Below are 26,173 nucleotides of genomic sequence, written 5' to 3'. Positions count from 1 at the left end.
CGACCCAGCGTAGTGGCACAATCACGCCGCATGAGGGGGATCATCCTGGCCGGGGGGTCGGGCACGCGCCTGCACCCCATCACGCAGGCGACGAGCAAGCAGTTGCTCGCCGTCTACGACAAGCCGATGGTCTACTACCCGCTGACGACGCTCATGCTCGCCGGCATCCGCGAGATCCTCGTCGTGACGACCCCGCAGGACGCCCCCCAGTTCCGCCGGCTGCTGGGCGACGGTTCCCGGTTCGGTCTGCGGCTGTCCTACGCCGAGCAGCCCGAACCCGGTGGTCTCGCGCAGGCGTTCCTCATCGGCGAGGAGTTCCTCGACGGTGGCGAGGCCGCTCTCGTGCTGGGGGACAACGTGTTCTACGGCCCGGGGCTGGGCCAGCAGCTCGCCCGGTTCACCGGGGTGCAGGGGGCGACGATCTTCGCCTACCAGGTCCGCGACCCCAGCGCCTACGGGACGGTGGAGTTCGACGCCGCGGGGCGCGTCGTGGGGTTGGAGGAGAAACCCGCACGACCGCGCAGCAGCTACGCCGTCCCCGGGTTGTACTTCTACGACGCCGACGTCGTCGACATCGCCCGGGGTCTGCGCCCCTCGGCCCGCGGTGAGCTCGAGATCACCGACGTGCACCTGGAGTACCTGCGCCGCGGGCGGTTGCACGTCGAGGTCCTGCCCCGCGGGACGGCCTGGCTCGACACGGGCACGTTCGACCAGATGCTCGCCGCCAGCAACTTCGTCGGGACGCTGGAATCGCGCCAGGGCCTGAAGATCGGGTGCCCCGAGGAGGTCGCCTGGCTGCAGGGGTGGATCGACGACGCGGACCTGCGGGCCCGCGCCGCGGAACTGTCCAAGAGCGGGTACGGCGACTACCTCCTGGGCCTGCTGGACCGTCCCCGACCCCTCACCTGAGGGAGCCGGCCGCGGGCGCCCCCGCCGCCTCCAGGACCTCGGGGGCGGCGAGTGCCCACCGCGCCCTCCAGTCCGCCGGGGGTTCGACGCCGACGCGGCGCAACCCCTCGGTGTCGAGCACGGAGAACTCCGGCCGCCGGGCCGCGGTCGGGAACTGCGCACTGGTCACCGCGCGCACGGGGACGTCGGTCAGGCCCGCGCTGTCCATCACGTCGCGAGCGAACGTGCACCACGTCGTCCGGCCGGTCGCGGTCGCGTGGTAGGTCCCGGCGGGGGCCCGCGCGGCGACGAGCTCCACGACGACCCGGGCCACGTCGGCGGTCCACGTCGGCGAGCCCCACTGGTCGTCAACGACCGACAGCTCACCGCGCTCGCGGGCCAGGCGCAGGACGGTGCGGGGGAAGCAGCCGCCGGCCGCGCCGTACAGCCAGGCGGTCCGGACGACGAGCGCGTCCCCGCCGGCGGCCCGGACGGCCTGCTCCCCCGCGAGCTTGGTGCGCCCGTACGCGGACACGGGCCCCGTGGGGTCGTCGACGCGGTGGGGGCGCCGAACGGCCGCGGAGCCCTCGGTTCCCCCGTCGAACACGTAGTCGGTGGACAGGTGCACCAGCCGGGCTCCGGCAGCGGCTGCGGCCCGGGCCAGCGTCCCGGCCCCGTCGGCGTTGACGGCGTGGGCCGCGGCCTCGTCGGACTCGGCGAGGTCGACGGCCGTCCACGCGGCGCAGTTGACGACGACGTCGGCCCCGGCGAGGACCTCGCGGGCGCGCCGGGCGTCCTGCACGTCGAGGTCGGCGCGGCGCAGGGGGACGGCCTCGGCGGTGGGGTCGGCACGGCGCACGGCCCGCACGACGTCGGGGGCCAGCAGGCCGCCCGCCCCGGTCACCACCCAGCGCATGCGCTACCCCCTGTGACGAGTTTCTAGATCGTCGTGCGCCGACCAGCATACTGAGCGTCATCTGACCTGGTGCAGCTCTTGCTGATCAGGAGGAACTCTGCGGAACCGAGGAGTCACAGCGTGCACGTGGAAGAACTGGCCGTCCCGGGCGCCCTCGTCCTGACGCCGGCGCAGCACGACGACGACCGCGGGACCTTCCTGGAGTGGTTCCGCGCCGACGAGCTGCGGGCCGCGACGGGGCGCGACCTGGACCTGGCGCAGGCGAACTGCTCGGTCTCGGCGGCCGGCGTCCTGCGGGGGGTCCACTACGCCGACGTGCCGCCGGGGCAGGCCAAGCACGTCTTCTGCCCGTCCGGTGCGGTGCTCGACGTCGTCGTCGACCTGCGGGTCGGCTCGCCCGCCTTCGGCCGCTCGGCGTCGGTCCTGCTCGACGACGTCGACCGCCGCGCCGTCTTCCTGCCCGAGGGGGTGGGGCACGCCTTCGTCGCCCTCGCCGAGGGCTCGACCGTCGTGTACCTGTGCTCGACGGGGTACGCCCCCGGGCGCGAGCACGGTGTCGACCCGTTCGACCCCGACCTCGCCGTGGCGTGGCCCACCGCCGGGCGCGACGGGGCGCCGCTGGAGCTGCGGCTGTCGGAGAAGGACCGCAGTGCCCCCTCCCTGCAGGAGGCGCTCAGGTCGGGGGCGCTGCCGACGTGGGAAGCCTGCTCGTCGCTGCGGTGACCTCGCGCCGGGCGTACTCGGCGTAGGTCCACCCCCACGCCCCGCCCGCCATCCCGAGGCCCCGCGCGGCCGCCTTGGCCCCGCGGGCGTGCCAGCGGGGCCGGCGCAGCAGCGTCCCCGCCGCGACCCCGGCACCACCGGCCCCCGCGCGCACGACCCCGGCCAGGGTCAGCCGGGCGCGCCGCCGCCACCGCTGCCCCGGGTGCGCGACGAGCGCCAAGGACGTCCGCGACCAGCTGTTCCCGCTGCGCAACGCCCTGCGCAGCACCCACTCCCGCGTGGCCCGCGCCGCCGGGACGACGTCGGTGACGAGCGCCTCGTCGCACCACACGAGCCGCAGACCGGCCGCGGTGAGCGAGCGCGTGAAGAGGGTGTCGGACCCGCCGCTGAGGCCGAACCGCTCGTCGAAGGCCGTCGGCAGGTCGACCCCGGCCGCGCGCAGGACCCGCAGGTCCAGCAGGAGGTTGTTCGTGGCGGCGACCGCCACGACGGTGCCCGTCGGCAGCCGGCGCCGGGCGAAGAAGCTGCCCGCCGCGATCCAGGGGTCCAGGGGCCCCTCGAAGGCGGAGACGACCGGACCCACCACCCCCGCGAGGCCACCGGAGGCGGCGCCGCGCCGGTGCTCGGCGAGCAGCGCGTCGAGCCAGCCGTCGGCCGGGCGCTCGTCGTCGTCGAGGAAGACGAGCAGGTCGGCGGGCGCGACGCCCGGGACCCCGGGGGCGTCGGCCTCCGCCAGGGCCCGGTTGCGGGCGGCCGCGATGCCGGGCCGCGGTTCGTGGACGTGCCGCAGCGGTGCACCCGGGGTGACGGCGGCCTGTTCGACGAGCCCGCGCGCGGAGGCGGCGGGGTCGTTGTCCACGACGAGGACGTCCGCCGGCGGGTGGGCGGCGGCGGCCTGCGCCCGCAGCCGGGGCAGCAGCTCGGCGAGGTCCCCGGGCCGCCGGTACGTCAGGACGACGACGACCGTGCGCGACACGCCGCCGGACCGTTGGTCACCGTGCGCTGCACCAGGATCGCGGTTCGTGACGTCGGCGGACTCCCCTGTCGACTGCACAACGTGTACCGTCCGTCTCTCTCCGCAGTTCGTCGATCGGTGACCATCTCACCCGTGGGGACGCACCGTCACCACGATGTCTAGCAATTCGTACACGCAGCGTGACCAGCATGGCAGTCTGGACCCACGCACCACGAGGACCCGGGGGGGCCGCACGTGAACGCCGGAGGGACGACCCGGGAGGACTCCCGGCACCAGGGGACCGACGTCCCCACGCTCGCTGGACGACCGCGCTACGCCGACGCCGTGCGCCGGCTGTCCGGGGCCCAGAAGAGCGCCCAGGGCGCACCCGCCTACTCCCGCTTCGTCAACCGTCCCCTCGGCCGGCGGCTCGCGGCCGCCGCCCACGTCCTGGGCCTGACCCCGAACCAGGTGACGGTCCTGTCCGGGCTGAGCACCGGTGCGGGCATCGCCGCGCTCGCCCTCCTGCCCCCGGCCTGGTGGACCGGCCTGGTCGTCGCGGCGCTCCTCGTCCTCGGGTACGCGCTCGACGCCGCCGACGGCCAGCTCGCGCGGCTGCGGGGAGGCGGGTCCAGCGCCGGGGAGTGGCTCGACCACGTCGTGGACGCCGCGAAGACCGCGACCGTCCACCTCGCCGTGCTCGTCGCGGCCTACCGCGGCTGGGACCCCCGCCCCGAGGCGTGGCTCCTGCTGCCGCTGCTCTTCAGCGCGGTGTCGTGCACCTGGTTCTTCACGATCATCCTCAACGACCACCTGCGGCGGCGGGCCGGGACGCGCGACGGCCAGGCGACGGTGGCCGCCGGCGAGGCGCGCCAGCACTCCACGCTCCGCTCGCTCGCCTCGGTCCCCGTCGACTACGGCGTCCTGTGCCTCGTCGCGGCGCTGTCGGGCCTGCCGGCCGTCTTCGGCTGGGTCTACGGGACGCTGGCGATCGGGTTCACCCTCGTCACCGCCGCCTCGATGGTCGCCTGGTACCGGCAGGTCGCCGCGCTCGACGGGACCCCGTCGTGACGGGCGTGGACGGTGGGGTTCCCCGGACGCTGGACCTGCGGACCCCCGCCGGGGCGGGTCCTCGACCCACCACCGGCTACGTCCCGGGCGCGTGGGACCTGTTCCACGTCGGCCACCTCAACATCCTGCGGCGGGCCCGGCAGTCCTGCGACGAACTCGTCGTGGGCGCTGTGACCGACGAGGTGCTGGCCGCCACCAAGGGCCGCCGCCCCGTCATCCCGCTGGCCGAACGGCTGGAGATCCTCGAGAGCCTGAGCCTGGTGGACCGGGTCGTCGTCGACGACTGCACGAGCGACAAGATGCCCATGTGGCAGCGCCTGCACTTCGACGTCCTGTTCAAGGGCGACGACTGGCGCGGAACCCCCAAGGGCGCCGTGCTCGAGGCGAGCATGGCCGCCGTCGGCGCCCGGGTCGTCTACTTCCCCTACACGCACGGGACGACGTCGACGCTGTTGCGGCAGTTCATCGAGACGAACGGCTGAGATCCGTGGGACCCCGCAGACCCGTGGTCCTGCAGTCGTTCCGGACGCCCCGGCCCACCTCGAACCCGTACCTGGCCGCGTTCCTGGGATCGTTGCCGGCCGGCGGCCGGCTCGGCGTGGACGTGCGGACGTTCTCCTGGCGGCAGGCCCTGCTGGGCAACCACGACGTCCTGCACGTGCACTGGCCCGAACTCCTGCTCCGCAGCCGCCGCCGTTCGGGGCGCGTCCTGCGGGCCCTGGGGACCGGTCTCCTGCTGGCGCGGGTGCGAGCCCGGCGGACGCCCGTCGTCCGCACGGTGCACAACCCCTCGCCGCACGAGGACGGGGGCCGCGTCGAGCGCTTCCTCCTGGGCCGGTTCGACGCGGCGACGACGCTCACCGTGCACCTGACGACGCGCACGGTGGGCACGGTCTGCCCCGGGTCCGCCGCCGTGGTGGTGCCGCACGGGGACTACCGCGCGCACCACCGCGACGCCCCGCGGGCGGCACCGGTGCCCGGCCGCCTCGTCCACCCCGGTCTGCTGCGGCCGTACAAGGGCGTCGAGGCGCTGCTCACCGCGTTCGCCGGAGTCCCCGGCGAGTCGAGCCTGCACGTCCTCGGCCCGGCCCCCGACGACGACCTCGCCGGCCGCGTGCGTCGGGCCGCCGCGCGGGACCCCCGCGTCCGCCTGGACCTGCGCCACGTCGAGGACGACGAGCTCGTGCTGGCCGTGACGGCCGCCGAACTGGTCGTCCTGCCCTACGCCCCGCGGGGTGGGTCCGGGGCGCAACTGCTCGCGCTGTCCCTGGACCGGCCCGTCCTGCTGCCGGCCGGCCCCGCCGCCGCCGAGCTCGCGGCCGAGGTGGGGCCGGGGTGGGTCCACGTCTACGAGGGCGACCTGTCCGCCGAGGACCTCGCGGCGGCCCTGGCCGCGGTGCGGGCCGACGCGCGCACGGGGGCGCGGGCCGAGCGACCGGACCTGTCCGCCCGGGACTGGGAGGTCCTGGGCCGCGCGCACGCCGAGCTCTACCACCGGGCCGTCGGCCACCGCGCCGACCACCACACCGACGCAGGGCCACCTGTCGGCGCGGGCCGGGCATGAGCGCCCCGACCGTGGAGGCAGCCCAGCCCGCCCTGCGGCGCGGCCCGCGCGACGCCCTGCTCCTCCCCCTCGTCGGCCTCCTCGCGACCGCCGTCGTCGCCCTCGGGTCCTGGCGGCCCTCGCTGTGGACCGACGAAGCCGCCACGCTCAGCGCCGCCCAGCGCTCGCCGGCGGACCTGTGGCGGATGCTGCAGCACCTCGACGCGGTGCACGGCCTGTACTACGCGGCGATGCACGTGTGGACCCAGGTCGCGGGTACCAGCCCCCTCGCGCTGCGGCTGCCCAGCGCCGTCGCGGTCGGCGCATGCGCCGTCGGTGTGCTCGTCCTCACCCGCCGCCTGACGGGGTCCCCCTCGACGGCCCTGCTCGCGGCGACGGTCTCCACCCTCCTGCCGCGCACGGCCTGGTCGGGCACCGAGGCGCGCTCGACCGCCGCCGCGACGGCGCTGGCGGTCTGGGCCACGGTGCTCCTGGTCCGGGCCCTGGGCGCCCCCCGGGGTTCCCGGGTGCGCTGGTGGGCGGGCTACGCGCTGGTCGCGGCCGCCGGTGTCGTCGTCGACGTCTACCTGCTGCTCCTGCTCGTGGCCCACGGGGCGAGCGTCCTGCTGCTGCACGACGTCCCGGCCCGCCATCGCCTCCCCTGGGCGGTCGCGGCGGGGGCCGCGGGTCTGGTGTCGGCGCCCGTCGTGCTCGTCGTGCGCAGCCAGGGCGGTCAGCTGGGCGGGTCGGCGCCGGGTCCGCTCACGCTCGCCCGGCGGGTCGTCGTGGACCAGTTCTTCCTCGGTGAGACGCCCACCGCCGGCTCCGGGGCCGCAGCCGGGGGCTGGTCGTGGTGGCAACCCGCGGCCGTCGCGCTCGCCGCGCTGGGGTGGGCACTCGTGGCCGTCGCGCTGGCCCGGTCCCAGGTCACGGGAGCTGCGGCCCGCTGGTGCCTGCCCTGGCTGCTCGTGCCCTGCGGGCTCGTCGCCCTCGCGGCGCTCGCCGCCCCAGCGACCGCCGGCCCGCTCTCCAACCCCCGCTACTTCGCCTTCAGCACACCGGCCCTCGCCGTGCTGCTGGGTTGCGGTCTGGCGGCCCTGCCCGGGCGTCGGCGGGTCCTGGTCGGTGGGCTCGCGGTACTCCTCGCGGCGCCGGTCCTCGCCTCCCAACGCACGCCACACGCCAAGGACGCCTCGGACTGGGCGCAGGCGGCCGAGCAGGTGTGCCGCGGCGCCTCCCCCGGTGACGCCGTGTACTTCGGCGCCCGGCGGCCCCCCGTCGACGGCACGGTGACCTTGACGACGCGCAACGTCTCCGTGGCCTACCCGCGGTGCTTCGCCGACCTGGACGACCTGACCCTGGTGCAGACCCCGGCGGCCGCCGGCGACCTCACCGGACGCTCCCGGCCGCTGGCCGCCGCGACGGCGGGCCTGGCGGCCCACGCCACCGTCTGGGTCGTGCGGCGGCCGACCGACGCCACGGTCGCCGCCGACGACGAGACCCTGGCGCGGGCCGGGTTCACCGTCGCGGGGCGCTGGTCCGGTCCACTGGACGAGGTCGTGGAGTTCACCCGCGGCTGAGACCGGAGGTCCGGCTCACCTGACGGTGGCCGCCTCGGTGCGCGACGCCCTGCGACGGTGCAGGTCCCGGCGGACGAACCACACCCCGGGCGCGAGCTGGCACAGGGCGACCGCGACGGCCGACCCGACGACGGGGCCACCGGCCCCGACCTGCAGCGTCGCCCACCAGGACAGCCCGAGGTTGAGCGGGACCATGAGCAGGACCGGCGGCACCTGGAAGCGCAGACCGGCCGCGTCGGTCATGTACATCCCCAGCGGGTAGTTCGCCGCCTGCACCACCACCAGCGCAACGAAGGCCCACGTGACCCAGGCGTCGAGGCGGACGGCGCCGCCGCTGACGACGGGGACGACCCACGGCAGGAGCAGCGCCAGCACGACGGCGGCGAGCGCCGCGACCACCCCGAACGCGGCCCCCATCCCGAACGGGGAGCGCACCTCGCCGGTGGTGCGGGCCCGGGCGAAGACCGGCCACAGCGCGACTCCGGCCGCGCTGACCGTCTGGGACAGCAGGGAGAACAGCGAGAAGGCCAGGCCGTACTCGGCGAGCTCCGTCGGCGTCGACAGGTGGCTCAGCAGCAGGCGGTCGGTCTGCATCGCGACCGGCAGGGCCAGCGTCAGGACCAGCCAGGGACCGGCCACCGCCAGGACCGGTGCGCCGCGGACCGACCGGACCCGCCAGACGTCGTGCAGCACCCCGCGGGCCAGGCCGGGCAGGGCGCGGAAGGCGATGACGGAGCCGACCGCGGCGATGAGCGCGCCGCCGGCGTAGGAGAACGCGGCGAGGTACCCGCCGCCGCGACCGCCCGTCAGGACCAGCACGCCGACGGTCGTCGCGAAGATCGGCGAGGCGAGACCCTGGACGAGGATCCGCACGTGGTTCCGCCCCAGCGCGGTGAGGATCCGCTGCCCCACCGCCAGGGGCAGGGTCAGGCAGAAGAGGACCAGGCAGGTCAGGGCCGCCGCGGGCCCCGAACCCGGTCGCAGCCCGTCGCCCAGGAGCACGGGCCAGCCGCCGGCGAGCGTGACGGCGACGCCCGCCGCGACGAGCAGCGAGCCGGAGACCGCGACGACCCGGAAGACGCCGACGAGGGTGCGCCGGACGTGGTCGTCGCGGGCGGGGTCGCTCGAGCCGGACACGCTGTTGAGGACGGCGGCGCCCATGCCGAGGTCGGCGAACGGGAGCAGCGCGGCGACCGAGACGAGCAGGCCGTACTGGGCGTACGCCTCGACGCCGTAGTGACCCAGCACGAGCCGGATCGAGACGATCGAGACGAGACCCGAGACCCCCATCACGAGGAGCTTGGCGCCGGCGCTGCGGCCGACCGACCGCCAGACCCCGGCGTCCACTCCGGGTGCGGCGTCGGGCCGCCCGCGGGCAGCGCGTAGAACACTCCTCACCGAATGTGCTCCTCCCCCGGGTGAGGCACCTATATTTGCAGTCGCCCGACTGCGGAGGGCGACGGCCAGGGAAGGGGACCCGTGGACCTGTTCGCGTACCTCGCACTCCTGCGCAGGTCCTGGCTCGCGCTGCTGCTGTGCTTCGCCGTCGGCGGCACGCTCGGCTACGGCGCCAGCTACCGCACCGACCCGCAGTACCGGGCCACGGCGAGCGTGTTCCTCTCCCCCGGGCAGGGGCAGTCGATCGGCGAGCTCGCGCAGGGCTCGACCTACACACGCAGCCTCGTGCAGTCCTACGTGCGCCTGGCCACGACGCCGACGGTCCTGCAGCCCGTGATCGACCAGCTCGGGCTCGACACCACGCCGGGCGACCTCGCCGACCGCGTCAGCGCCGAGACCCAGCAGGACACGGTGCTCATCGACATCACGGCCGTCGCAGGCAGCGGCGCGAGCGCCGCGGCCGTCGCGAACGCCGTGGGCGACCAGCTCGCCAACGCCACGGAGTCCCTCTCCCCGCGCGGGACCACCGCCATCGAGGTGACGACGGTCTCGCCCGCGACCGCACCGTCGGCACCGTTCTCGCCGGACCGCCGGCTGGACGCCGGGATCGGCGCCGTTCTCGGCCTGCTGCTCGTCGTCGCGGTCGTGGTGACGCGAGAGGTGCTCGACACCCGCGTGCGGGACGCCGACGACGTGCTCGACGTCAGCGACGTGCCCGTCCTGGCGGCCGTCCCGCCGCGGGACGCGGTCCGCCGGCGTCGTGGTCGGGGACGGCAGCGGGGGGCCGGTCGCGCCGCGGCCCGCGGGGACCGGACGCAGGCCGTGCGCCGGCTGCGGGCCAACCTGCGCTTCCTCGCCGCGGACGGCACCGCCCAGCAGGTCGTCCTCGCCTCGGCGGCCGGCGACGGGGCACCGGACCTGGCCCTGGAGCTGGCGCGAGCCGTGGCCGACCACGAGACCCGGGTGCTGCTGCTCGAGGCGGACCTGCGCTCCCCGGTGCTGACTCGCACCCTGGGCCTGCGCCCCGGCCCCGGGCTCGTCGACGTCCTCCTCGACGGTCTGCCCGTCGCCGCCGCGCTGCGGCGCAGCGAGCTCGACGGCCCGGCCGTGCTGCCGGCCGGGACCCTGCGCCCCGGCGTCGCCGACGCGGTGACGCAGACCGACGAGCTCGTCGGTTCAGCTGCCCTGCAGCGGGTCCTGAGCGACCTGCGGGCCCAGTTCGACCTCGTCCTGCTGACCGTGCCGCCCGTCCTGGACGCCTCGGACGCCGCCGTGCTGGCGGCCCGCGTCGACGGCGTCGTCCTGCTGGCCGAGAGCCCGGCCACCCGCCGACGGCAGCTCGCCGAGGCGCTGCGGGACCTGGAGATGGTGCGGGCCACGGTCCTCGGCGTCGTGCTCGACCACTCCCGCCGCAGGGGCCGACGCCCCGGCCGCATCCGCCGGACGACGGACCTCGCGACCGCGACCGTGCGCCTGGACCCGCCCGGCGCCCTGGACGCCCCCACCGAGCCGCCCCGGGTCCGGTCCGGGCGCCGGTGAGCAGCGCTCCGGGTCGGACGACCGCGGGCCGGGGCGCCGGACGCGCACCGGGGGCGCACGAGCACCTGCTGCGCCAGGTGCGCGCCGAACTGGACGGTGGCGCCACCACCCGGCAGGCCTGCCGGCACGTCGGCGCGCTGGCAGGGGTCCACCCCGCGACGCTGCTCCAGTGGTGGCGCGCCTCGGACCGCACCGGTGCCCCGGTCCGCTCGGGCCCGAGCCGGCGCCATTTGCTGACCCTGCGCCTGGTCGCGCTCCTCGGGCTCGCCGTGCTCGGCGCCGACGTCACGCTCGGCAACGTCCTGCCGACGGCCGGGGTGCTCGCGGCCGGTCTGTTGCCCGTGTGGGCGGGGGCGCTGGCCCGGTTCCCCGGCGCGCGCGCCGTGGTCCTGCTGGCGGTCGCCTCCGTCGGCTGCGGGCTGCTCCTCGTCGCGCTGCCCGGCGCCCACGCCGTCGAGCTCCGGTTCACGGTCGCCACCTGCACCCGGACCCTCGCCCTCGTCCTGGGTCTCGGCTTCGTCCTGTGGTGCCGGGGGTTCCTGCGGGTGGAGACCGTCGCCCTGGGCTACGGGGCCGGGGTGCTGCTCGCGGCCCTGCCGCACGTGCCGGGCTCGCCGAACGCCTGGAAGTACCAGCTGGCCCTGCCGGTCACCCTGGTGGTGCTGGCGCTCGTCCAGCGCGTCCCGGGCCCCACCGGGTCCGTCGTCGTCCTCCTGGCGCTCGTCGGGCTGGGCGCCGTGAGCGTGGTCCGCGACTACCGCAGCTTCTTCGGCTTCACCGCCCTGACCGCGGTCGTCGTCGGCTGGCAGCTGCTGCGGGCCGGCGGGCGCGTCCGGCGTCGCCCGCGTCGCGCCCCCGTGGCCCCCTGGCTGGCCACGGGGGCGCTGCTCGCGCTCGCCGGCGCCGCCCTCTACCGGGGCGCCGAGCAACTGCTGCTGTCCGGTGTGCTGGGCCGGGAGCTGCAGCTGCGCTCGGAGGCGCAGGTCCGGGCCGCGGGATCGCTGCTGGCCGGGGGCCGGCCGGAGTGGGCCGGGACGCTGCGGCTCATGCGGGACACGCCCGCCGGGTTCGGCCCCGGAGCGGTGCCGAGCCCGCACGACGTCGTCGTCGCCCGTGAGGGCCTGGCGACCGTCGGCCTCGGCCCGGACAACGGGTACGTCGACAACTACATGTTCGGCGGGCAGTTCCGGCTGCACTCGACCGTGGCCGACGCCTGGTCGAACTTCGGCTGGGTCGGCGTCGCCTTCACCCTCCTGCTCGGGCTCCTCGTCGTGCACGCCCTGCTGACGCGGGTGGCGGCCGGCACGGCGTCGGCGCTCGTGGTGCTGCTGGGCCTGCGGGCCCTGTGGGACCTGGCGGTCGGCCCGATGTACACCGATCTGCCGGAGGTCGTCCTCGCCCTGGCCCTGGCCCTGCAGGCGCGTCCCGACCCGCCCCTCAGGTCGACGGGACGGCTCCGGACGGCGACAGCCCTGCCGGCCGCACCGCGGCGGACGCCGACCGGCGTCGCGGGCTGAGCGCGACCGCCCAGCCGGCCAGCGTCCCCCGGGCCGCGGCCCGGACCGGCGCCCGGTCGGTCAGCAGCCGGCGCCAGCCGTCCCGGCGCAGGACCTCCGCGGCGTAGCGCGGCGCGTCCAGCGACTGCCGCAGCGCCCCGCGCACGCCGAGGTGGCTCCGGGCGAACAGCAACCGGTTGCGGCAGTGGAACTCCACGTACACCGGCGACTTGTGCCGGCCCGCCTGCGTTCCCCCCACGGCGTGGACGGCCAGCAGGTCCCGGCGCACGGCGACCTCCCCGCCGGCGCGCTGGACGCGCACGCTGAGGTCCACGTCCTCCCAGTAGAGGAAGTAGTCCGGCGCGAAACCGCCCACCGCCTCCCACAGGTCGCGGTGCGCCGCGAGGCACGCCCCCGTCAGCCACGGCACCAGGCCGGGTCCGGTGAGGCGGCCGGTGCGGGCGGTCCGGCCGGTCCGCAGCGAGACCTCCGCACCGTCGAACCACAGCCGGCCGTCCTCGCGGACGATGCGCGGCGCGACGAGCCGGTGGGGGTGGGCACGGACCTCGGCGTGCAGGGCCGCGGCCACCGCGGGCTCCAGCCGGAGGTCGGGGTTGACGACGAGCAGCGCGTCGCAGCCGGCGGCCAGGGCGTGCGCCGCACCGGCGTTCACCCCGGCGCCGAAGCCGTCGTTGGCGGGTCGCAGGACGGCGTCCAGCCCGCGGCGCCGGCACAGTCCGTCCACGGCGTCCCGGTGCGCGGCCGTCGAGAAGTTGTCGACGACGACGACCCGGCCCAGGGGGCGCAGGTCGTGCCGCAGGAGGTGCCGTTCGAGCACCGCGGGGTCGCCGTAGTTGACGACGACGATCCCGAGCCCGCCGGGGGTCGAGGTGCCGTTCACCGGGACCCCGCCGGGACCGCGGACCGCAGGCCCTCCACGACGCCGGCCCGGAACCGCTCGGGGGCGAACCGGCCGGCCGCCACCGGCGCGTGCTCCGCGGCGCGCGCCAGCAGCTCCGGCAGCGCCGATGCCACCTCCACCACGGCCCGGGCCAGGGCGGCCGCGTCCCCGGCCGGCACGAGGCGGGCGCTGGGGACGCCCGCCACCGCCTCGGGCAGGCCGCCGACGTCGCTCACGACGACGGGCCGCCCGGCCAGCACACCCTCCACGGCGGTGTTGCCGAACGGTTCGGGCAGCACCGAGGGCACGAGGAGCACGTCGGCCCGGGCGAGGTGGGCGTAGACGTCCGGGTCGAAGCCGTGGACCGTCACCCGACCCGCGAACACGGTGTCGCGCAGTCGGTCGTCGAGTTCACGGCCGAACTCGGCGTGCTCGCCGAAGACGTCCCCGACGAGGTCGAGGTGGGCGTTGACCCTGTCGGCGAGCACCCGCGCGAACGCGTCGAGGACGACGAGGACCCCCTTGCGGCGCGAGAGGCGGCCGACGTAGAGCAGCCGCAGCGCGCCGCCGCCCCGGCGGGCCGGGACCGGTGCGGACGGGCCCTGGACCCCGTTGGGCAGCACGCTGGCCCGCGACGCCAGCGCCGGCCAGGACTCAGCCAGCACGGCGAGGGAGTACTCGCTGTTGACGAGCAGGCGGCTCGCGGCGAGCAGCGGTGCCGCCAGCGCCCGCCGGACGGGCCCCGCGGCCTGTGACTCGGCCTCGTGGACGTGGCAGACGACCGGGACGCCCGCGGCGCGGGCCAGGAGCACCCACGTCGGCAGCGTCAGCGTGCTCACGTAGACGACGTCCGGCCGCAGCCGCCGCACCAGGGCTCCGTCGCGGGCGGTGGACACCGCCGAGCGCGCGGCGAGGCCGAGCAGCCCGCGCGGTGACAGCGCGGACTTGCGCAGCACGGGCACGGGCCGCACGAGGACGCGCGCGCCCGCCTGCCGGGCGAGCTCCACGAGGGGTCCGTCCTCCGGCACGAGGAGCAGGGCCCGGGAGCCGGCCGCGACGACCGCGCGGACGGCCTCGAGGAGCATGCGGTCGGAGCCGTACAGCCCGGCCCCGGGGTGGACGAGCAGGACGCGCAGGTCCTGTCCACCGGGGTCCCGCTCGCTCACGGGACCGTCCGGAGGGACAGGTCGTCGACGGAGACGGTCACGGGCGCGGTGGTGGCGCTGCCCGACAGGTAGAACGACAGCCCGACGGCGCCCGGCACCTGGAGGCCGGCGACGGCGTCGGTCGTGCTGACCTGCCAGGACGTCGGCTCCGCGGTGCCGGTCGCCCAGGCCCGGGCACGCAGGGTGGTCGGGCCCGACCCGACGGCCTGCACGCGGACCGACCAGCGTGTGCCGGGGGCGACGGTCAGCCCCGGGACGGTGACGGTCTGCAGCGTCGTGTCCACTCCGCCTGAGCGCCGGACGAGCGAGAGGGACACCTCGCCCGTGGCCAGGACCCGGGCGGTGGCGTGGTAGTCGTTCGAGGCGTCCACCCTCCGGGCGAGCGTGCTGACGTAGACGCCACCGCCGGTCGGCGCGGCGTCCAGGACGGCCGTGTGCGTCACGTCGGCCGTGGCCGCCCGCACGGACCCCAGCGTCGGCGCCGTCCAGGCACCCTTGCCGACCGTCGCCCGACCGGTCCCGCCCGCCACGGAGAACGTGCTCGCCCCTCCGACGAGCGACCAGACACCGCCCGTGTCCGCGCTGCCCCAGCCGCCGGAGACCGTGCGCCCGAACGCGTCCGCGGCCAGGACGGTCGGATCGGCGGGGGCGCTGACGGTCACCGAGCGCGTGGTGGTCGCGGTGGCGCCGTCGTCGTCGGTGACCGTGAGCCGCACCGGGTACGTGCCCGCCGCCGCGTAGGTCCGGGAGGCCGTGACCCCGGTCCCGGTGGTGCCGTCGCCGAAGTCCCACGCCCACCCGACCACGCTGCCGTCGGCGTCGGTGGACACCGAACCGTCGACGGCGACCGACAGCCCCGTCGTCGTGGCCGAGAACGACGCCGCCGGCGCGGCGTTGCCGCCGGGGGTGCCGAGAGCGCGGTCGCGGTGCGCGGCGACCTGGGCCGCCGTCAGCGCCGTGGGGTAGACCGCGACCTCGTCGAGGTCCCCTGCCAGCGACGTGCTGGTGGGGGCCTGCGGCCAGCCCGAGACCGCGTCCCCGCCGACGCGCCAGTACCCGTCGTTGGTCTCGGCCGTCGTGGTCGAGGCGTCGCCGGCGACGAGCGCACCGTCGACGTAGAGCTGCATGCCGGCCGGGCCGAGCGTGGCCACGACCTGGTGCCACTGCCCGTCGGCGTAGGAGGACGGCGACGTGACGGTCCGCACGGCACCGGAGTAGACGCCGAACGTGAGCCGACCGTCGGGCCGGACGTAGACGTGGCGGTCGTAACGGGTGCTGAGCCCGGTGCGGGCGTTGCCGAAGCCGATGACCTTCCCGCCGCGCGTCGACGTCGTCCGGAAGGACGCCTCGAGCGAGAAGGTCGACGGTGCGCTGAGCGCGCCCGAGACCGCGGGCGCCGTGCCGGTCCCCGGGAACGTCGAGGCGGACCCGGGGTCGCCGGCGACGGCGCGGCCGGTGCTCGCGGTCACCGACCCGTCGAGCGTGAGGTCGTTCGTGCCGGCCCAGTCGTAGGCCCGGTTCCCGCTCGTCGCCGGCCCGAGTGGCCAGTAGCTGCTCGCCCCGTCGGCGAGCACCGTGCGGGCGTAGTCGCTGTAGGCGCTCGCCGCGGGCAGGGTGACGTTGGCGAGTTCGCTGTTCGTCGAGTTCCCGTCCGCGTCGACGGCGTAGACGCGGTAGGTGTGCGAAGAACCGGGAGCCAGGCCCCTGTCCACGAACGTCAGGTTCGGCGTGTTCCACCAGCTCGAGGCCGCCGTCAGCGTCGCCACGGGCGCGGCGGTGGCCCCGTCCCGCACGACGCGGTAGCTGAGGTTCCCCGAGTCCGCGTCCCACGTGGTGCGCCAGGTCAGGCGCACGGTCCCGGGAGCGGTGGTGGTGGTCTGCGGCACCAGGTCGGCGGAGTACTTCGGGCCGGACTTCCCCGGCGCCACGGAGCGGATCCCGAGCCGGACGAGCCCCTGCTGCGCGACACCCTCCACCTTCGGGAACTCCCCGCCGAGGGAGACGTACTGGCTGTTCCCCGTCACCGACCAGGCCGCCTGGTTCTGGCCCGTGAACGACCCGATGTCCAGGGTCGGCGCCCACGGCAGCAGTTGCGGAGCGGGTTTGCCGGAGAACGCCCCGCTCGTGTTCGTCCGGCGGGCGTCGGCGGTCGTGGCGACGGCCCGCTGGTAGGTCCAGGGTTCCGTCTGCGGCCAGCCCCCCATCGCCGCGCAGTCGTGCGCGTGGCCGGCGGTGTAGACGACGCCACCCAGCGGCTGGACCGAGTAGACGTCCCCCTTGCAGCCCGTGACCCACTGCAGCGCACCGGTCTTGGCGTCCGCGGCGAAGCTCCCCTCGAGGTTCCCACCGCTCCCGTAGGTGTAGCCCGTGCCGTAGACACGGGTTCCGTCGGTCGCCAGGGAGTAGATGGCGGCGTTGGGTCCGGCGTTCCGGACGACGTCGCCGGCGGCCCACGGGACGGTGGCCCCGGTCGTCGGGTCGACGGCGCCCAGACCGTAGTGCGCCTCGTCGTCCAGCGTCGTGAAGCGCCCGGCCGCGACGACCGGCCCCCCGGCCGGGGCGACGAGTCCGAACACCTCGTTGTCGGCCGTCGGCGCCCAGGGCAGCAGGGAACCGTCAGTGGCGCTGAACGCCGCGAGCCGGCTCCGTGCGGTCTTGTTCGCCACCGAGAACTGCCCGCCGACGTAGACGGTCGAGCCGGTGGCGACGACGGCCCGGGCGCGGTAGTCGACCTGCGGGGCGAACCCGCTGACGAGCGCGCCCGTGGTCGCGTCGAAGGCGGCGATGCGGTAACGGTTCTGGCCGTTGGCCTGGGTGAAGTTCCCCACGACGTAGACCCGGCTGCCGTCCGGGGAACTCGTGATCCCCAGCCCGTCGGCGTTGAGCGCGGCGGTGAACGTCGTGATGAGGCGTCCGGTGGTGAGGTCGTAGGCGAGGATGTTGCTCTTCGGCGTCTCGCTCGTCCCCGCGGCCGCTCCCGCGGGCCGGGCGTTCGCGAAGCGACCCACGGCGTAGACGGTGTTCCCGATGGTCGTCTGCGCCCAGACCACCCCGTCCACCTGCACGGTGGGCAGGACGTCGGCGGTGACGGTCGCCGGCAGGACGGGGTCGGCCGCGCGGGCCGGACCCTGCCCCACGAGCACGGTCGCGAGCACCACGAGGGCTGCGGTCAGGGCCGCGCCGACCAGGCGCGCCGGTCGGCGGGCGAGCGTTCCGTCCATGCTTCCTCCACGTGCGGCCACCGCTGACGGTGGCCGCCCCGGTGTGTCGTCCGGTGTCGAACCGCGACCGGCGTCCGCCGGCCGCGCGGGTCAGACGTCGACGGTCACGACGTCGGTCGAGCTGATGGAGGAGATCTCGAGCGTCATCGACCGGGAACTGCCCTGCGGGACGGAGTAGACGAACGTGCCGCGCCCCTCGTCACCGGGCGCGAGGACGCCCGTGGGTGCGACGGCCGGCGGCCCGTCCAGGCCGGAGGCGGGCGTGCCGTCGGGGTGGGTGGCCGCGACGCGGATGCCGTCGAGGTCGACAGGCGCGGCGGACCCGTTGCGGAAGGCCAGCTCCACGACCATGCCGGGACCGCTGACCTCCCCGGGGTAGCGGGCCGTGACCTGCTGCTCCCGGACTCCCACGACGCGCACGGCGAGGCCCTCGCTGAACCGCTCCTCGGCCTGCACCGGCACGGGGGCCATCGTGCGCGCCGCCACGTCGCCGGCACCGGCCGTCGCCCCCTCGGAGGGGTCCGGGCCGCCCGTCGGAGGGCTCGAGGACGGCGGTGCGGTGCGCGACGGGGTCGCGCCGACCGTGCTCGACGAGGTCCCCGCACCGCGGGGGGACGCACCGACGGACGTCGGGTCCGAGGCACCGGTCGTCCCGCCCGCGGCGCCGCTGGTCGCCCCGGGTGCGGCGCCCGGTGCCGTGAAGCCGGGGACGGTCGTGGAGGTGGTCCCGGCCGGGGTGGAGGCCTGGGGGCCGCCGCCGGCCGGCAACGCCGTCGACGCACTGCCGGACGCCGAGCACGCGGTGAGCAGACCGGCGCCGAGCAGCACGGCCACCCGGACGGGGCCGGGGCCGCGGCGGCCCGGGCTCGGCCGCCGGCTCACCGTCGCCCTCCGCGCGCGCCGGCCACCTGCCGGCCCCCGGTCTCCCGGGCGTCGTCCTCCAGCGGCTCGGCCTGGACGGTCGTGACGGGCCGGTCGGTCAGGTCGACCACGACACCGGCGTCCCCGGACGGACGGGCGGCGGCCGCCCGTCCCGCGAGCGCCAGGCACAGGTCCTCGTAGCCGTCGGCGACCTCGTCCCAGTCGTAGTTCGCCGCCCGGAACCGGCTGGCCCGGCCCCGGTCGCGCACCCGGGCCTCGTCGGCCTCCGCGGCCTCGACGGCCACGGTCACGTGCGCGGCGTTCGACCAGTAGGTCCCGGCGGCGCCGAGCACCTCGCGGTTGAAGTCGACGTCGAAGGCGTCGACCGCCGTCCCGGCGCCGATGGCGCGCAGCAGCGAGGGGTTCGTGCCCCCGACGCTGTGGCCGTGCAGGTACGTCGCGGCACCGGCGTAGAGCTGGTCGAGCAGCTCCTGGTCCCAGACGCCGCCGACGAGCCGGACGCGGTGGTCGGCCAGCGCCCGCACCCGGGCCGTGTACGCGTCGGAGTAGGGGGCGGACCCCACGACGACGAGCGGCTTGCGGGCCCGGGAGGCGACGTACCCCTCCACGATGACGTCGACGTGGTTCTCCGGCTCGAAGCGGGCGACGACGAGGTGGTACCCCCCGGGGACGAGTCCCAGGGTCGCGAGCTGCCGCGGGTCGCCCCCGCCCTCGACGACGGGTGCGCCGTACCGGATGAGCGTCGTGTCGACGTCGAAGCGGGTCCGGTAGTAGTCGGCGATCCCTTGGGCATCGGCGATGAGGGCGTCGGAGTGCCGGACAGCGAAGGCCTCCGCCCAGCGGTAGTAGCGCTGCCCCACCGGTCCCCACTTGGCGCGCTTCCACTCCAGCCCGTCGACGTGGGTCGCGACAGGGATCCCGCAGGCGCGCAGGAGCGGCAGGAACGGCGCGTTGGCCGCGTTGAAGACGACGGCCGCGTCGACGGGACGAGCCTCGCCCCCTCCTGGCCAGGAACGCCGGAGCCGTCCCCCGGCGAGGTGCGCGGTGGCGAGCGCCGAGCGGCTGATGGTCTCCAGCGAGCGGCGGTGCACGGCCGGCAACGGCACGAGCTCCATGCCCCGGTGCTCGCGGACGGCCGGGCCGGGCCCGTCGGCGGTGGCGCCGTAGACGACGACCTCGTGCCCGCGCGCGGCGAGCCGGGCGCCGACCTCCTCCACGCAGGTCTCGAAGCCCCCGTAGCGCGCGGGGACCCCCCGGGTCCCGAGCAGAGCGATGCGCAGACCGTCGGCCGACGGTCCGCGGGCGTGCGTGATCATCGAGTTGTCCCCCCATCCGCGACCACCCCTGTACGCGGAGTGATGACGGTAGCCCACGCGTGGGGGTCTCGGGGAGGTCGTCTAGAACATTGCGGCGTGTCGCGGCGAGGAAGTCCCCCGGGAACGACGACCGCCCCAGGACCCGTGCGGGTCCTGGGGCGGTCGAGGGTCAGTCGTGACCGGTGGGGTCAGCCGGCCGAGTGGGTCAGCGTCTCCCAGTTCATGAAGATGCCGGACCCGGTCGGGCTGACCGTGCCGAGGAACTTCTGCGTCTCGGGCAGCGACATCCCGCCGCGGACGGCGTAGTTGTTGTAGCCCAGGGCGAACGTCAGCTTGTAGCCGGTCCCACCGAGGTTGAGCGGCTTGGCGCAGACCCACCCGCTCGCGGAGGGGTTGTTGACGAAGCGCAGGTTGTACTCCATCGCGGCGACGAGGCGGGTGCGCTGCTCGCCGTACAGGTCCAGGCCCTGGATGCGGGCGGTCTCGGCCCCGTCGAGCGCGGCGGCCAGGCCCATCGCGGTGTGGGACGCGTCACGGCAGGTCTCGGCGGCGAGGCCGTTGACGAACTGCTTCGGGCTCGACCAGTACTCGAGGTAGTTGCTGTCCTTCATGATCGTGTTCGCCGGGAAGTTCGGCTTGCTGCCGTCGGAGGCCAGGTAGAACGAGCCCTTGACGTGGTTGCGCCAGTCGCCGACGCCGTTGTCCCAGGTCGCCCGGTCGTTGGTGAAGACGCCGATGTTCATCGTCGCCTCGGCCATCGTCAGCTGCCAGTTCGCCGAGGTCCAGGTCCACCCGTTGATGACGCGGGGCAGGAAGGCGGTCTTGAGCATGGTCTCGAAGCGGGCGACGTCGGAGGCGCTCCAGCCCGCACCGCTGTAGCGGATCAGCTCGGCGGCCTTGGTGAACGTCTGTCCGGCCCAGCCGGCCTGCAGCAGACCGTTCTTGTAGACCTTCGTGTCGAACTTGTGGTCCTTGAGCGTGCCGGAGTAGGCGTTGAGGATCTGCTTGGCCTTGTCCGCGTAGCGCTGGTCGCCGGTGTAGTACCAGAGCAGCGCCTGGGTGTAGGCGGCCTGCGCGTCGTCCGTCTCGGCCGTGCAGCCCTCGTCGACGACGTTGTACGAGCCGCAGCCGACGTACTCGACGGGGTGCGGCGTCCACGAGAGGTTCGCGAAGCGGCTGCTCTTCATCTTGTCGAAGGCCGGCTTCTGCGGGGACTTGCCGGCCAGGACGGCGGCGCGGGAGGCCTCGAGGTTCGTCGTGCCGTTGAGGATCCCGGGGTGCACGAAGCCGTTGGTGACCACGCGCTGCAGGGTGGGCAGGCCACCCGGCGTGGAGGTCGGCGCGCTGGGGCTGGGGCTGGCCACCGGAGCCGGGGCGGGGTTGGTCGTCGCCGCGGGCGCGGGGGTCGGCTGCACCGGGCGGGGGCTCGCAGAAGCCACCGGGGTGGGCGCCGCCAGCGTCGTCGCCACGGCCTGGAAGGAGTTGAGCCCCAGGCCGGTGGGGGTCCCGCTGCTGGAGAGGAAACCGTTCAGGCCGACGGAACCGGCCTTCTTGACCGCGGCCGCGCTGGAGTCGGTGGCCGAGACCTGCCACCCCGGGGCGGTCGTGCCGGCCGGGTACACCCGGGCCTGCACCGTGACGGGCGACGTGCCGGAGACCTTCGTCTCGACAGTCAGCCACCCGTTCGAGGTGGCCTTCAGGGGCAGGGCGACCTTGGCCAGCTGCGTCGACTGACCGTCGACGGCGCGGTCGGCGCTCAGCGAGAGCGCACCTCCGGCGCCGACCGTCAAGGTCGCCTGGTAGCGGTCCCCGTCGGCCTGGCGGCGCATCTCGGTGGTCTCGTACAGCCCCAGCTTGGCCGAGGTGATGCTGGGCAGGCGCAGCCCGTGCTTGACGGTGACGTCGGCGGCCGCGACCGAGGGCAGGCCGGCGGCGAAGCTGCCACCGCGCGGGACGGTCGAGACGCCGAGCTGGTTGCCCCCGGTGGTGATCGAACCGCCGGCCGGCGCCTGGACGGCCCACCGTCCGCCGATCTCGGCCTCACCCACGGTGCGGGTGGAGCCGGCGAAGGAGTCCCGGGCGACGACGCTGTCCTGGGTCGTGGAGCTGGCCGCGCCGGCGGTGCCGCCGGCGGTCACGAGGAAGGTGCAGGTGGCGGCCACGACGCCGAGGGCAGCGACGAGGCGACGGGAGGGCTTCGTAACGATCGTGGAGGGGGTCACGATGTAGGGATCGGGCCGGTACTAGATCCGCTTGAGCGACCCCTCGGGTGATCACCCGGCAGGAGCGGCGCTCGGAGCCCCCGCTCACCACTCTCCGTCACCGCTGCGGAGACATCCACTGCAGACTGCGCTCCGGGTCGTCACACAGCGTGTGACCTGGGGCGAGACCTCGTCGCCACCCCGTCGCAGTTGCGCCGAACGGGTGGAAACGGGCCGAGGTCAGGGTGTCCGGGTCCACCGGGCCAGCACGTCGGCCAGTGTGACCAGAGCCACAACGACCGAGACGACGAACGGTTGCACGAGGACCACGACCCAGGCGGTCAGCGTGACGTGGGCCGCCTCGGCCGCCTGCGTGGGGGGCAGGGCGCTGCCCGTGCCGGCCGCGAGGAGGCTGGAGGCCAGGGCGCCGGCCAGCGCGGCGACGAGCACCGTGACCGGTGCCTGCCGGCCCCGCCGCAGGACGACGACCGCCGCGACCAGGCCCACGAACCCCGTCAGGACGCTGAAGACCCCGTCCCGCGCGATGGGGAACTGCGACGTCGACGTCACCAGCGGTTCCCCGACCAGCAGGGCCGTCGGGCGACGGGTGAGCAGCCACCAGAGCACCCCGGCCACGACCCCGGCGACGGCCTGGCCGAAGAGCAGGACGAATCCCGTCCTGCGCGTTCCCGAGGGGTCCGCGGCCGGCCGTGCCGTCAGGCGAGGCACGAGGCGCCGAGCAGCTGCTTCAGGTCACCGAACAGCGCGGGGCTCGGCGTCACGCGCAGGGAGTCGTCCAGCCGCATGAGGGTGCCGTTGCCACCGCCGTTCTTGGTCAGGCGCAGCCGGACCTCGGTGGAGCCCTTGTGCGTCTCGAGCACGGTCTTGAGCTGCTCGACGATGCCGGTCGTGCAGCGCGCCGTCGGCAGCGTCACCGTGACGGGCACGCCGTCGGTGCTGGAGATGTCCGGCACGCTCAGGCCCGAGGCGTAGATCGTCGGGACCTCGTCGCGGCGGTTGAGCCGCCCCTTGACCACGACGACCAGGTCCTCGGCGAGCAGCTGGGCGACGTCCGTGTAGGCCTGGGGGAAGAACAGGCACTCGATCGCCCCGGCGAGGTCCTCGACGGTGACGATCGCCCAGTAGTTGCCCTGCTTGGTCGTCTTGCGCTGCAGGCCGGTGATCATGCCCGCGATGGTGATGTTCGAGCCGTCAGGGCGGGACTCGTCCTCCAGCAACGCCGAGATCGACACGTCGGAGGCGTTCTGCAGCAGGCGTTCCAAGCCGAAGAGCGGGTGGTCGGAGACGTACAGGCCGAGCATCTGCCGCTCGTGGGCGAGCAGCTCGGACTTCTCCCACTCCGGCAGGTCCGGGATGACGACCTCGAACCCGCCGGCGGCACCGTCGTCCCCGCCGCCGAGACCGGCGAAGAGGTCGAACTGGCCGATGGCCTCGTTGCGCTTGACGTCCACGACGGCGTCGACGGCGTCCTCGTGCTTGGCGACGAGGGCCCGCCGCCGGTGCCCGAGGGAGTCGAACGCCCCCGCCTTGATGAGCGACTCGATGGTCCGCTTGTTGCAGACGACGGCCGGCACCTTGGTGAGGAAGTCCTGGAAGGACTCGTAGCGGTCCTTCTCGGTGCGCGCCTCGACGATGGCGTCGACGACGTTGGCGCCGACGTTGCGGATGGCGGTCAGGCCGAAGCGGATGTCGGTGCCGACGGCGGTGAAGTTCGCGCTCGACTCGTTGACGTCCGGCGGCAGCACCTTGATGCCCATGCGGCGGCACTCGTTGAGGTACAGCGCCGACTTGTCCTTGTCGTCGCGCACCGACGTGAGCACGGCGGCCATGTACTCGGCCGGGTAGTTGGCCTTGAGGTAGGCCGTCCAGTACGAGACGAGGCCGTAGGCGGCCGAGTGCGCCTTGTTGAAGGCGTAGTCGGAGAAGGGGACGAGGATGTCCCACAGCGCCTTGACGCACTCCTTGCTGAACCCGTTGTCCAGCATGCCCTTCTCGAAGCCGACGAACTCGGCGTCGAGGACCTCGCGCTTCTTCTTGCCCATCGCGCGGCGCAGCAGGTCGGCGGACCCCAGGGTGTACCCGGCCACCTTCTGCGCGATCGACATGACCTGCTCCTGGTACACGATCAGGCCGTAGGTCGTGCCGAGGATCTCCGCGAGCGGTTCCTCGAGCTCGGGGTGGATCGGGGTGATCGGCTCCTGGCCGTTCTTGCGCCGCGCGTACGCGGTGTGCGATCCGGCCCCCATCGGACCGGGGCGGTAGAGCGCGCCGACCGCGGAGATGTCCTCGAAGTTGTCCGGGCGCATGAGCCGCAGCAGCGACCGCATGGGGCCGCCGTCGAACTGGAAGACGCCGAGCGTGTCCCCCCGGCCGAGCAGGTCGAACGTCGGCTTGTCGTCGAGGTCGAGCTTCTCGAGGTCGACCTCGTCCTTGCCGTTGGCGACGACGTTCTTCAGCGCGTCGTCGAGGATCGTCAGGTTCCGCAGGCCGAGGAAGTCCATCTTGACCAGCCCGAGCGTCTCGCACGTCGGGTAGTCGAACTGCGTGATGATCGCGCCGTCGGCCTCGCGCTTCATGATCGGGATGAGGTCGATCAGCGGCTCGCTCGACATGATGACGCCGGCCGCGTGCACGCCCCACTGCCGCTTCAGGCCCTCCAGGCCGCGGGCGGTGTCGACGACCTTCACGACCTCGGGGTCGGCCTTGTAGAGCTCCCGGAACTCCCCCGCCTCGGAGTACCGCTTGTGGTTGGGGTCGAAGATGCCCGAGAGCGGGATGTCCTTGCCCATGACGGCCGGCGGCATCGTCTTGGTGATCCGGTCCCCCATCGAGAAGGGGAAGCCGAGGACGCGGGAGGAGTCCTTGACGGCCTGCTTGGCCTTGATGGTGCCGTACGTGACGATCTGGGCGACGCGGTCGGTGCCGTACTTCTCCACGACGTACTGGATGACCTCACCGCGCCGGCGCTCGTCGAAGTCGACGTCGAAGTCGGGCATCGACATGCGCTCGGGGTTGAGGAACCGCTCGAAGAACAGGCCGTGCCGCAACGGGTCGAGGTCGGTGATCTTCATGGCGTACGCGGCCATCGACCCCGCGCCCGACCCACGGCCCGGGCCCACCCGGATGCCGTTCTCCTTCGACCAGTTGATGAAGTCGGCGACGACGAGGAAGTACCCGGCGTACCCCTTGGAGGTGATGACCTCGATCTCGTAGTCGGCCTGCTTGCGGACGTCGTCGGGGATCTGGCCGTCGTAGCGGTAGTTCAGGCCCGACCAGACCTCCTTGACGAACCAGCTCTCCTCGTTCTCCCCCTCGGGGCAGGGGAAGTTCGGCATGTAGGCGCCCGTGGACTCGGTGAACTCGACCTCGCACCGCTCGGCGATGAGCAGCGTGTTGTCGCACGCCTCGGGGTGGTCGCGCCACAGGTGGCGCATCTCGGCCGGGGTCTTGAGGTAGAAGTCGGTGGAGTCGAACTTGAAGCGCTTGGGGTCGGCCAGCGTCGACCCGGACTGCACGCACAGCAGCGCCTCGTGCGCCCTGGCGTCCTCGGCGTGCGTGTAGTGCAGGTCGTTGGTGGCCAGCAGCGGCAGGTCCAGGTCCTTGGCGAGCTTGAACAGGTCGTCGTGGACGCGGCGCTCGATGTCGAGGCCGTGGTCCATCAGCTCGCAGAAGAAGTTCTCCTTGCCGAAGATGTCGCGGTAGTCCGCGGCGGCCTGACGGGCCTCGTCGTACTGGCCCAGGCGCAGCCGGGTCTGCACCTCCCCCGACGGGCAGCCCGTGGTGGCGATGAGGCCCTCGGAGTACTGCGAGAGCAGCTCGCGGTCCATGCGGGGCTTGTAGAGGAAGCCCTCGAGGCTGGCCAGGCTGCTCATCTTGAACAGGTTGTGCATGCCCTTGGTGTTGCTGGCCAGCATCGTCATGTGGGTGTACGAACCGGCACCGGAGACGTCGTCGCCGGAGCGGCCGTTGGGGTCGCCCCACTTCACGCGCGTCTTGTCCTGGCGCGCCGTGCCCGGGGTCAGGTACGCCTCGACGCCGATGATCGGCTTGACCCCGTGCTTCTTCGCCGTCTTCCAGAAGTCGTAGGCGCCGAAGACGAAGCCGTGGTCGGTCGTCGCGACGGCCGGCATGCCCATCTCGGCGGCGGTCCGGAAGAGGTCGTCCACCTTGGCCGCGCCGTCCAGCATCGAGTACTCGGTGTGGACGTGCAGGTGGACGAACGAGTCCGCTGACGAGGACGGGGACGCCATGGGAGCGGGCCTCCAAGTGGTTCAGGCGAGGGGTTCGAGCGGGGCGAGCAGGCGGTGGGCCGGGGTGCGTGTCGATGGTAGGCGCGGGGTCGGACACGGCCGGGGC

At 74.6% G+C, this 26,173-nt stretch carries 19 protein-coding genes; 8 read left to right on the top strand and 11 right to left on the bottom strand.

Annotated features, from left to right (window positions below; genetic code table 11):
- The first annotated feature begins 30 nt into the window (after positions 1–30).
- Positions 31–909, top strand: coding sequence for a glucose-1-phosphate thymidylyltransferase RfbA (gene rfbA / locus ACFEMC_RS07995; RefSeq protein WP_380175245.1), 879 nt, complete (start codon positions 31–33; stop codon positions 907–909).
- Here the strand turns inward: rfbA and rfbD are convergent.
- Positions 902–1,804 (bottom strand): dTDP-4-dehydrorhamnose reductase, encoded by a 903-nt coding sequence (gene rfbD / locus ACFEMC_RS07990; protein WP_380175243.1) that lies wholly within the window; start codon positions 1,802–1,804, stop codon positions 902–904. The two genes, rfbA and rfbD, sit on opposite strands and share 8 nt — an antisense overlap.
- Before the next feature lie 120 nt (positions 1,805–1,924).
- Here rfbD and ACFEMC_RS07985 point away from each other — a divergent pair, with 120 nt between their 5' ends.
- A complete protein-coding gene (locus tag ACFEMC_RS07985; RefSeq protein WP_380175241.1) occupies positions 1,925–2,527 on the top strand; it encodes a dTDP-4-dehydrorhamnose 3,5-epimerase family protein in 603 nt (200 codons plus the stop codon).
- Here ACFEMC_RS07985 and ACFEMC_RS07980 read toward each other — a convergent pair.
- The gene (locus ACFEMC_RS07980; protein ID WP_380175239.1) at positions 2,478–3,503 is read right to left on the bottom strand and encodes a glycosyltransferase family 2 protein; all 1,026 of its coding nucleotides are present in this window, start codon (positions 3,501–3,503) and stop codon (positions 2,478–2,480) included. The genes ACFEMC_RS07985 and ACFEMC_RS07980 overlap by 50 nt on opposite strands.
- A 234-nt stretch (positions 3,504–3,737) precedes the next feature.
- Here ACFEMC_RS07980 and ACFEMC_RS07975 point away from each other — a divergent pair, with 234 nt between their 5' ends.
- The 4 genes from ACFEMC_RS07975 to ACFEMC_RS07960 are packed head-to-tail and all read left to right on the top strand — an operon-like array spanning position 3,738 to position 7,676.
- Positions 3,738–4,553, top strand: a complete 816-nt coding sequence (locus ACFEMC_RS07975; RefSeq protein WP_380175236.1) for a CDP-alcohol phosphatidyltransferase family protein — start codon at positions 3,738–3,740, stop codon at positions 4,551–4,553.
- A gap of 35 nt (positions 4,554–4,588) precedes the next feature.
- Positions 4,589–5,035 carry an adenylyltransferase/cytidyltransferase family protein gene (locus tag ACFEMC_RS07970; protein WP_380176664.1) on the top strand — a complete coding sequence of 149 codons (447 nt, stop codon included), beginning with the start codon at positions 4,589–4,591 and terminating at the stop codon, positions 5,033–5,035.
- Positions 5,036–5,040: 5 nt separating this feature from the next.
- Positions 5,041–6,117 (top strand): glycosyl transferase, encoded by a 1,077-nt coding sequence (locus tag ACFEMC_RS07965; protein ID WP_380175234.1) that lies wholly within the window; start codon positions 5,041–5,043, stop codon positions 6,115–6,117.
- Positions 6,114–7,676: a hypothetical protein gene (locus tag ACFEMC_RS07960; protein ID WP_380175232.1), complete on the top strand. Its 1,563-nt coding sequence runs from the start codon at positions 6,114–6,116 to the stop codon at positions 7,674–7,676. The genes ACFEMC_RS07965 and ACFEMC_RS07960 overlap by 4 nt, the downstream gene beginning before the upstream one ends.
- A gap of 15 nt (positions 7,677–7,691) precedes the next feature.
- On the opposite strand, the gene ACFEMC_RS07955 is transcribed toward ACFEMC_RS07960, so the two are convergent.
- The gene (locus ACFEMC_RS07955) at positions 7,692–9,074 is read right to left on the bottom strand and encodes a lipopolysaccharide biosynthesis protein (protein ID WP_380175230.1); all 1,383 of its coding nucleotides are present in this window, start codon (positions 9,072–9,074) and stop codon (positions 7,692–7,694) included.
- A gap of 81 nt (positions 9,075–9,155) precedes the next feature.
- Here ACFEMC_RS07955 and ACFEMC_RS07950 point away from each other — a divergent pair, with 81 nt between their 5' ends.
- Together ACFEMC_RS07950 and ACFEMC_RS07945 are read left to right on the top strand one after the other, a co-directional pair.
- The gene (locus ACFEMC_RS07950) at positions 9,156–10,613 is read left to right on the top strand and encodes a Wzz/FepE/Etk N-terminal domain-containing protein (protein ID WP_380175228.1); all 1,458 of its coding nucleotides are present in this window, start codon (positions 9,156–9,158) and stop codon (positions 10,611–10,613) included.
- Complete coding sequence (locus ACFEMC_RS07945) at positions 10,610–12,130, top strand: hypothetical protein (RefSeq protein WP_380175226.1); 1,521 nt, start codon at positions 10,610–10,612, stop codon at positions 12,128–12,130. Before ACFEMC_RS07950 ends, ACFEMC_RS07945 begins: the two co-directional genes overlap by 4 nt.
- On the opposite strand, the gene ACFEMC_RS07940 is transcribed toward ACFEMC_RS07945, so the two are convergent.
- The 8 genes from ACFEMC_RS07940 to dnaE form a co-directional block, all read right to left on the bottom strand.
- Positions 12,051–13,010, bottom strand: a complete 960-nt coding sequence (locus tag ACFEMC_RS07940; RefSeq protein ID WP_380175225.1) for a glycosyltransferase — start codon at positions 13,008–13,010, stop codon at positions 12,051–12,053. The genes ACFEMC_RS07945 and ACFEMC_RS07940 overlap by 80 nt on opposite strands.
- Positions 13,007–14,176: a glycosyltransferase gene (locus tag ACFEMC_RS07935; RefSeq protein WP_380175223.1), complete on the bottom strand. Its 1,170-nt coding sequence runs from the start codon at positions 14,174–14,176 to the stop codon at positions 13,007–13,009. Before ACFEMC_RS07935 ends, ACFEMC_RS07940 begins: the two co-directional genes overlap by 4 nt.
- A complete protein-coding gene (locus tag ACFEMC_RS07930) occupies positions 14,173–17,397 on the bottom strand; it encodes a LamG-like jellyroll fold domain-containing protein (protein ID WP_380175221.1) in 3,225 nt (1,074 codons plus the stop codon). Before ACFEMC_RS07930 ends, ACFEMC_RS07935 begins: the two co-directional genes overlap by 4 nt.
- Before the next feature lie 90 nt (positions 17,398–17,487).
- Positions 17,488–18,279, bottom strand: a complete 792-nt coding sequence (locus ACFEMC_RS07925; RefSeq protein WP_380175219.1) for a hypothetical protein — start codon at positions 18,277–18,279, stop codon at positions 17,488–17,490.
- Positions 18,276–19,595, bottom strand: coding sequence for a DUF1972 domain-containing protein (locus ACFEMC_RS07920; protein WP_380175217.1), 1,320 nt, complete (start codon positions 19,593–19,595; stop codon positions 18,276–18,278). Before ACFEMC_RS07920 ends, ACFEMC_RS07925 begins: the two co-directional genes overlap by 4 nt.
- Before the next feature lie 188 nt (positions 19,596–19,783).
- Positions 19,784–21,817, bottom strand: a complete 2,034-nt coding sequence (locus tag ACFEMC_RS07915; RefSeq protein WP_380175215.1) for an alginate lyase family protein — start codon at positions 21,815–21,817, stop codon at positions 19,784–19,786.
- A 219-nt stretch (positions 21,818–22,036) separates the two neighbouring features.
- Positions 22,037–22,525: a hypothetical protein gene (locus ACFEMC_RS07910; protein WP_380175213.1), complete on the bottom strand. Its 489-nt coding sequence runs from the start codon at positions 22,523–22,525 to the stop codon at positions 22,037–22,039.
- The gene (gene dnaE, locus ACFEMC_RS07905) at positions 22,513–26,067 is read right to left on the bottom strand and encodes a DNA polymerase III subunit alpha (protein WP_380175211.1); all 3,555 of its coding nucleotides are present in this window, start codon (positions 26,065–26,067) and stop codon (positions 22,513–22,515) included. The genes ACFEMC_RS07910 and dnaE overlap by 13 nt, the downstream gene beginning before the upstream one ends.
- Positions 26,068–26,173: the final 106 nt, after the last annotated feature.

The organism is Kineococcus sp. DHX-1 (assembly GCF_042473625.1).
In the GTDB taxonomy this organism is placed as follows: domain Bacteria; phylum Actinomycetota; class Actinomycetes; order Actinomycetales; family Kineococcaceae; genus Kineococcus.
The sequence above is the reverse complement of the archived record's forward strand: the minus strand, read 5'-3'. Positions and strand labels throughout refer to the sequence as shown.

Excerpts from the sequence above, each read along its gene's own strand:
- ACFEMC_RS07930 (WP_380175221.1), bottom strand. The coding sequence starts at position 17,397 with ATGGACGGAACGCTCGCCCGCCGACCGGCGCGCCTGGTCGGCGCGGCC.
- ACFEMC_RS07960 (WP_380175232.1), top strand. The coding sequence starts at position 6,114 with ATGAGCGCCCCGACCGTGGAGGCAGCCCAGCCCGCCCTGCGGCGCGGC.
- rfbA (WP_380175245.1), top strand. The coding sequence starts at position 31 with ATGAGGGGGATCATCCTGGCCGGGGGGTCGGGCACGCGCCTGCACCCC.
- rfbD (WP_380175243.1), bottom strand. The coding sequence starts at position 1,804 with ATGCGCTGGGTGGTGACCGGGGCGGGCGGCCTGCTGGCCCCCGACGTC.
- ACFEMC_RS07920 (WP_380175217.1), bottom strand. The coding sequence starts at position 19,595 with ATGATCACGCACGCCCGCGGACCGTCGGCCGACGGTCTGCGCATCGCT.
- dnaE (WP_380175211.1), bottom strand. The coding sequence starts at position 26,067 with ATGGCGTCCCCGTCCTCGTCAGCGGACTCGTTCGTCCACCTGCACGTC.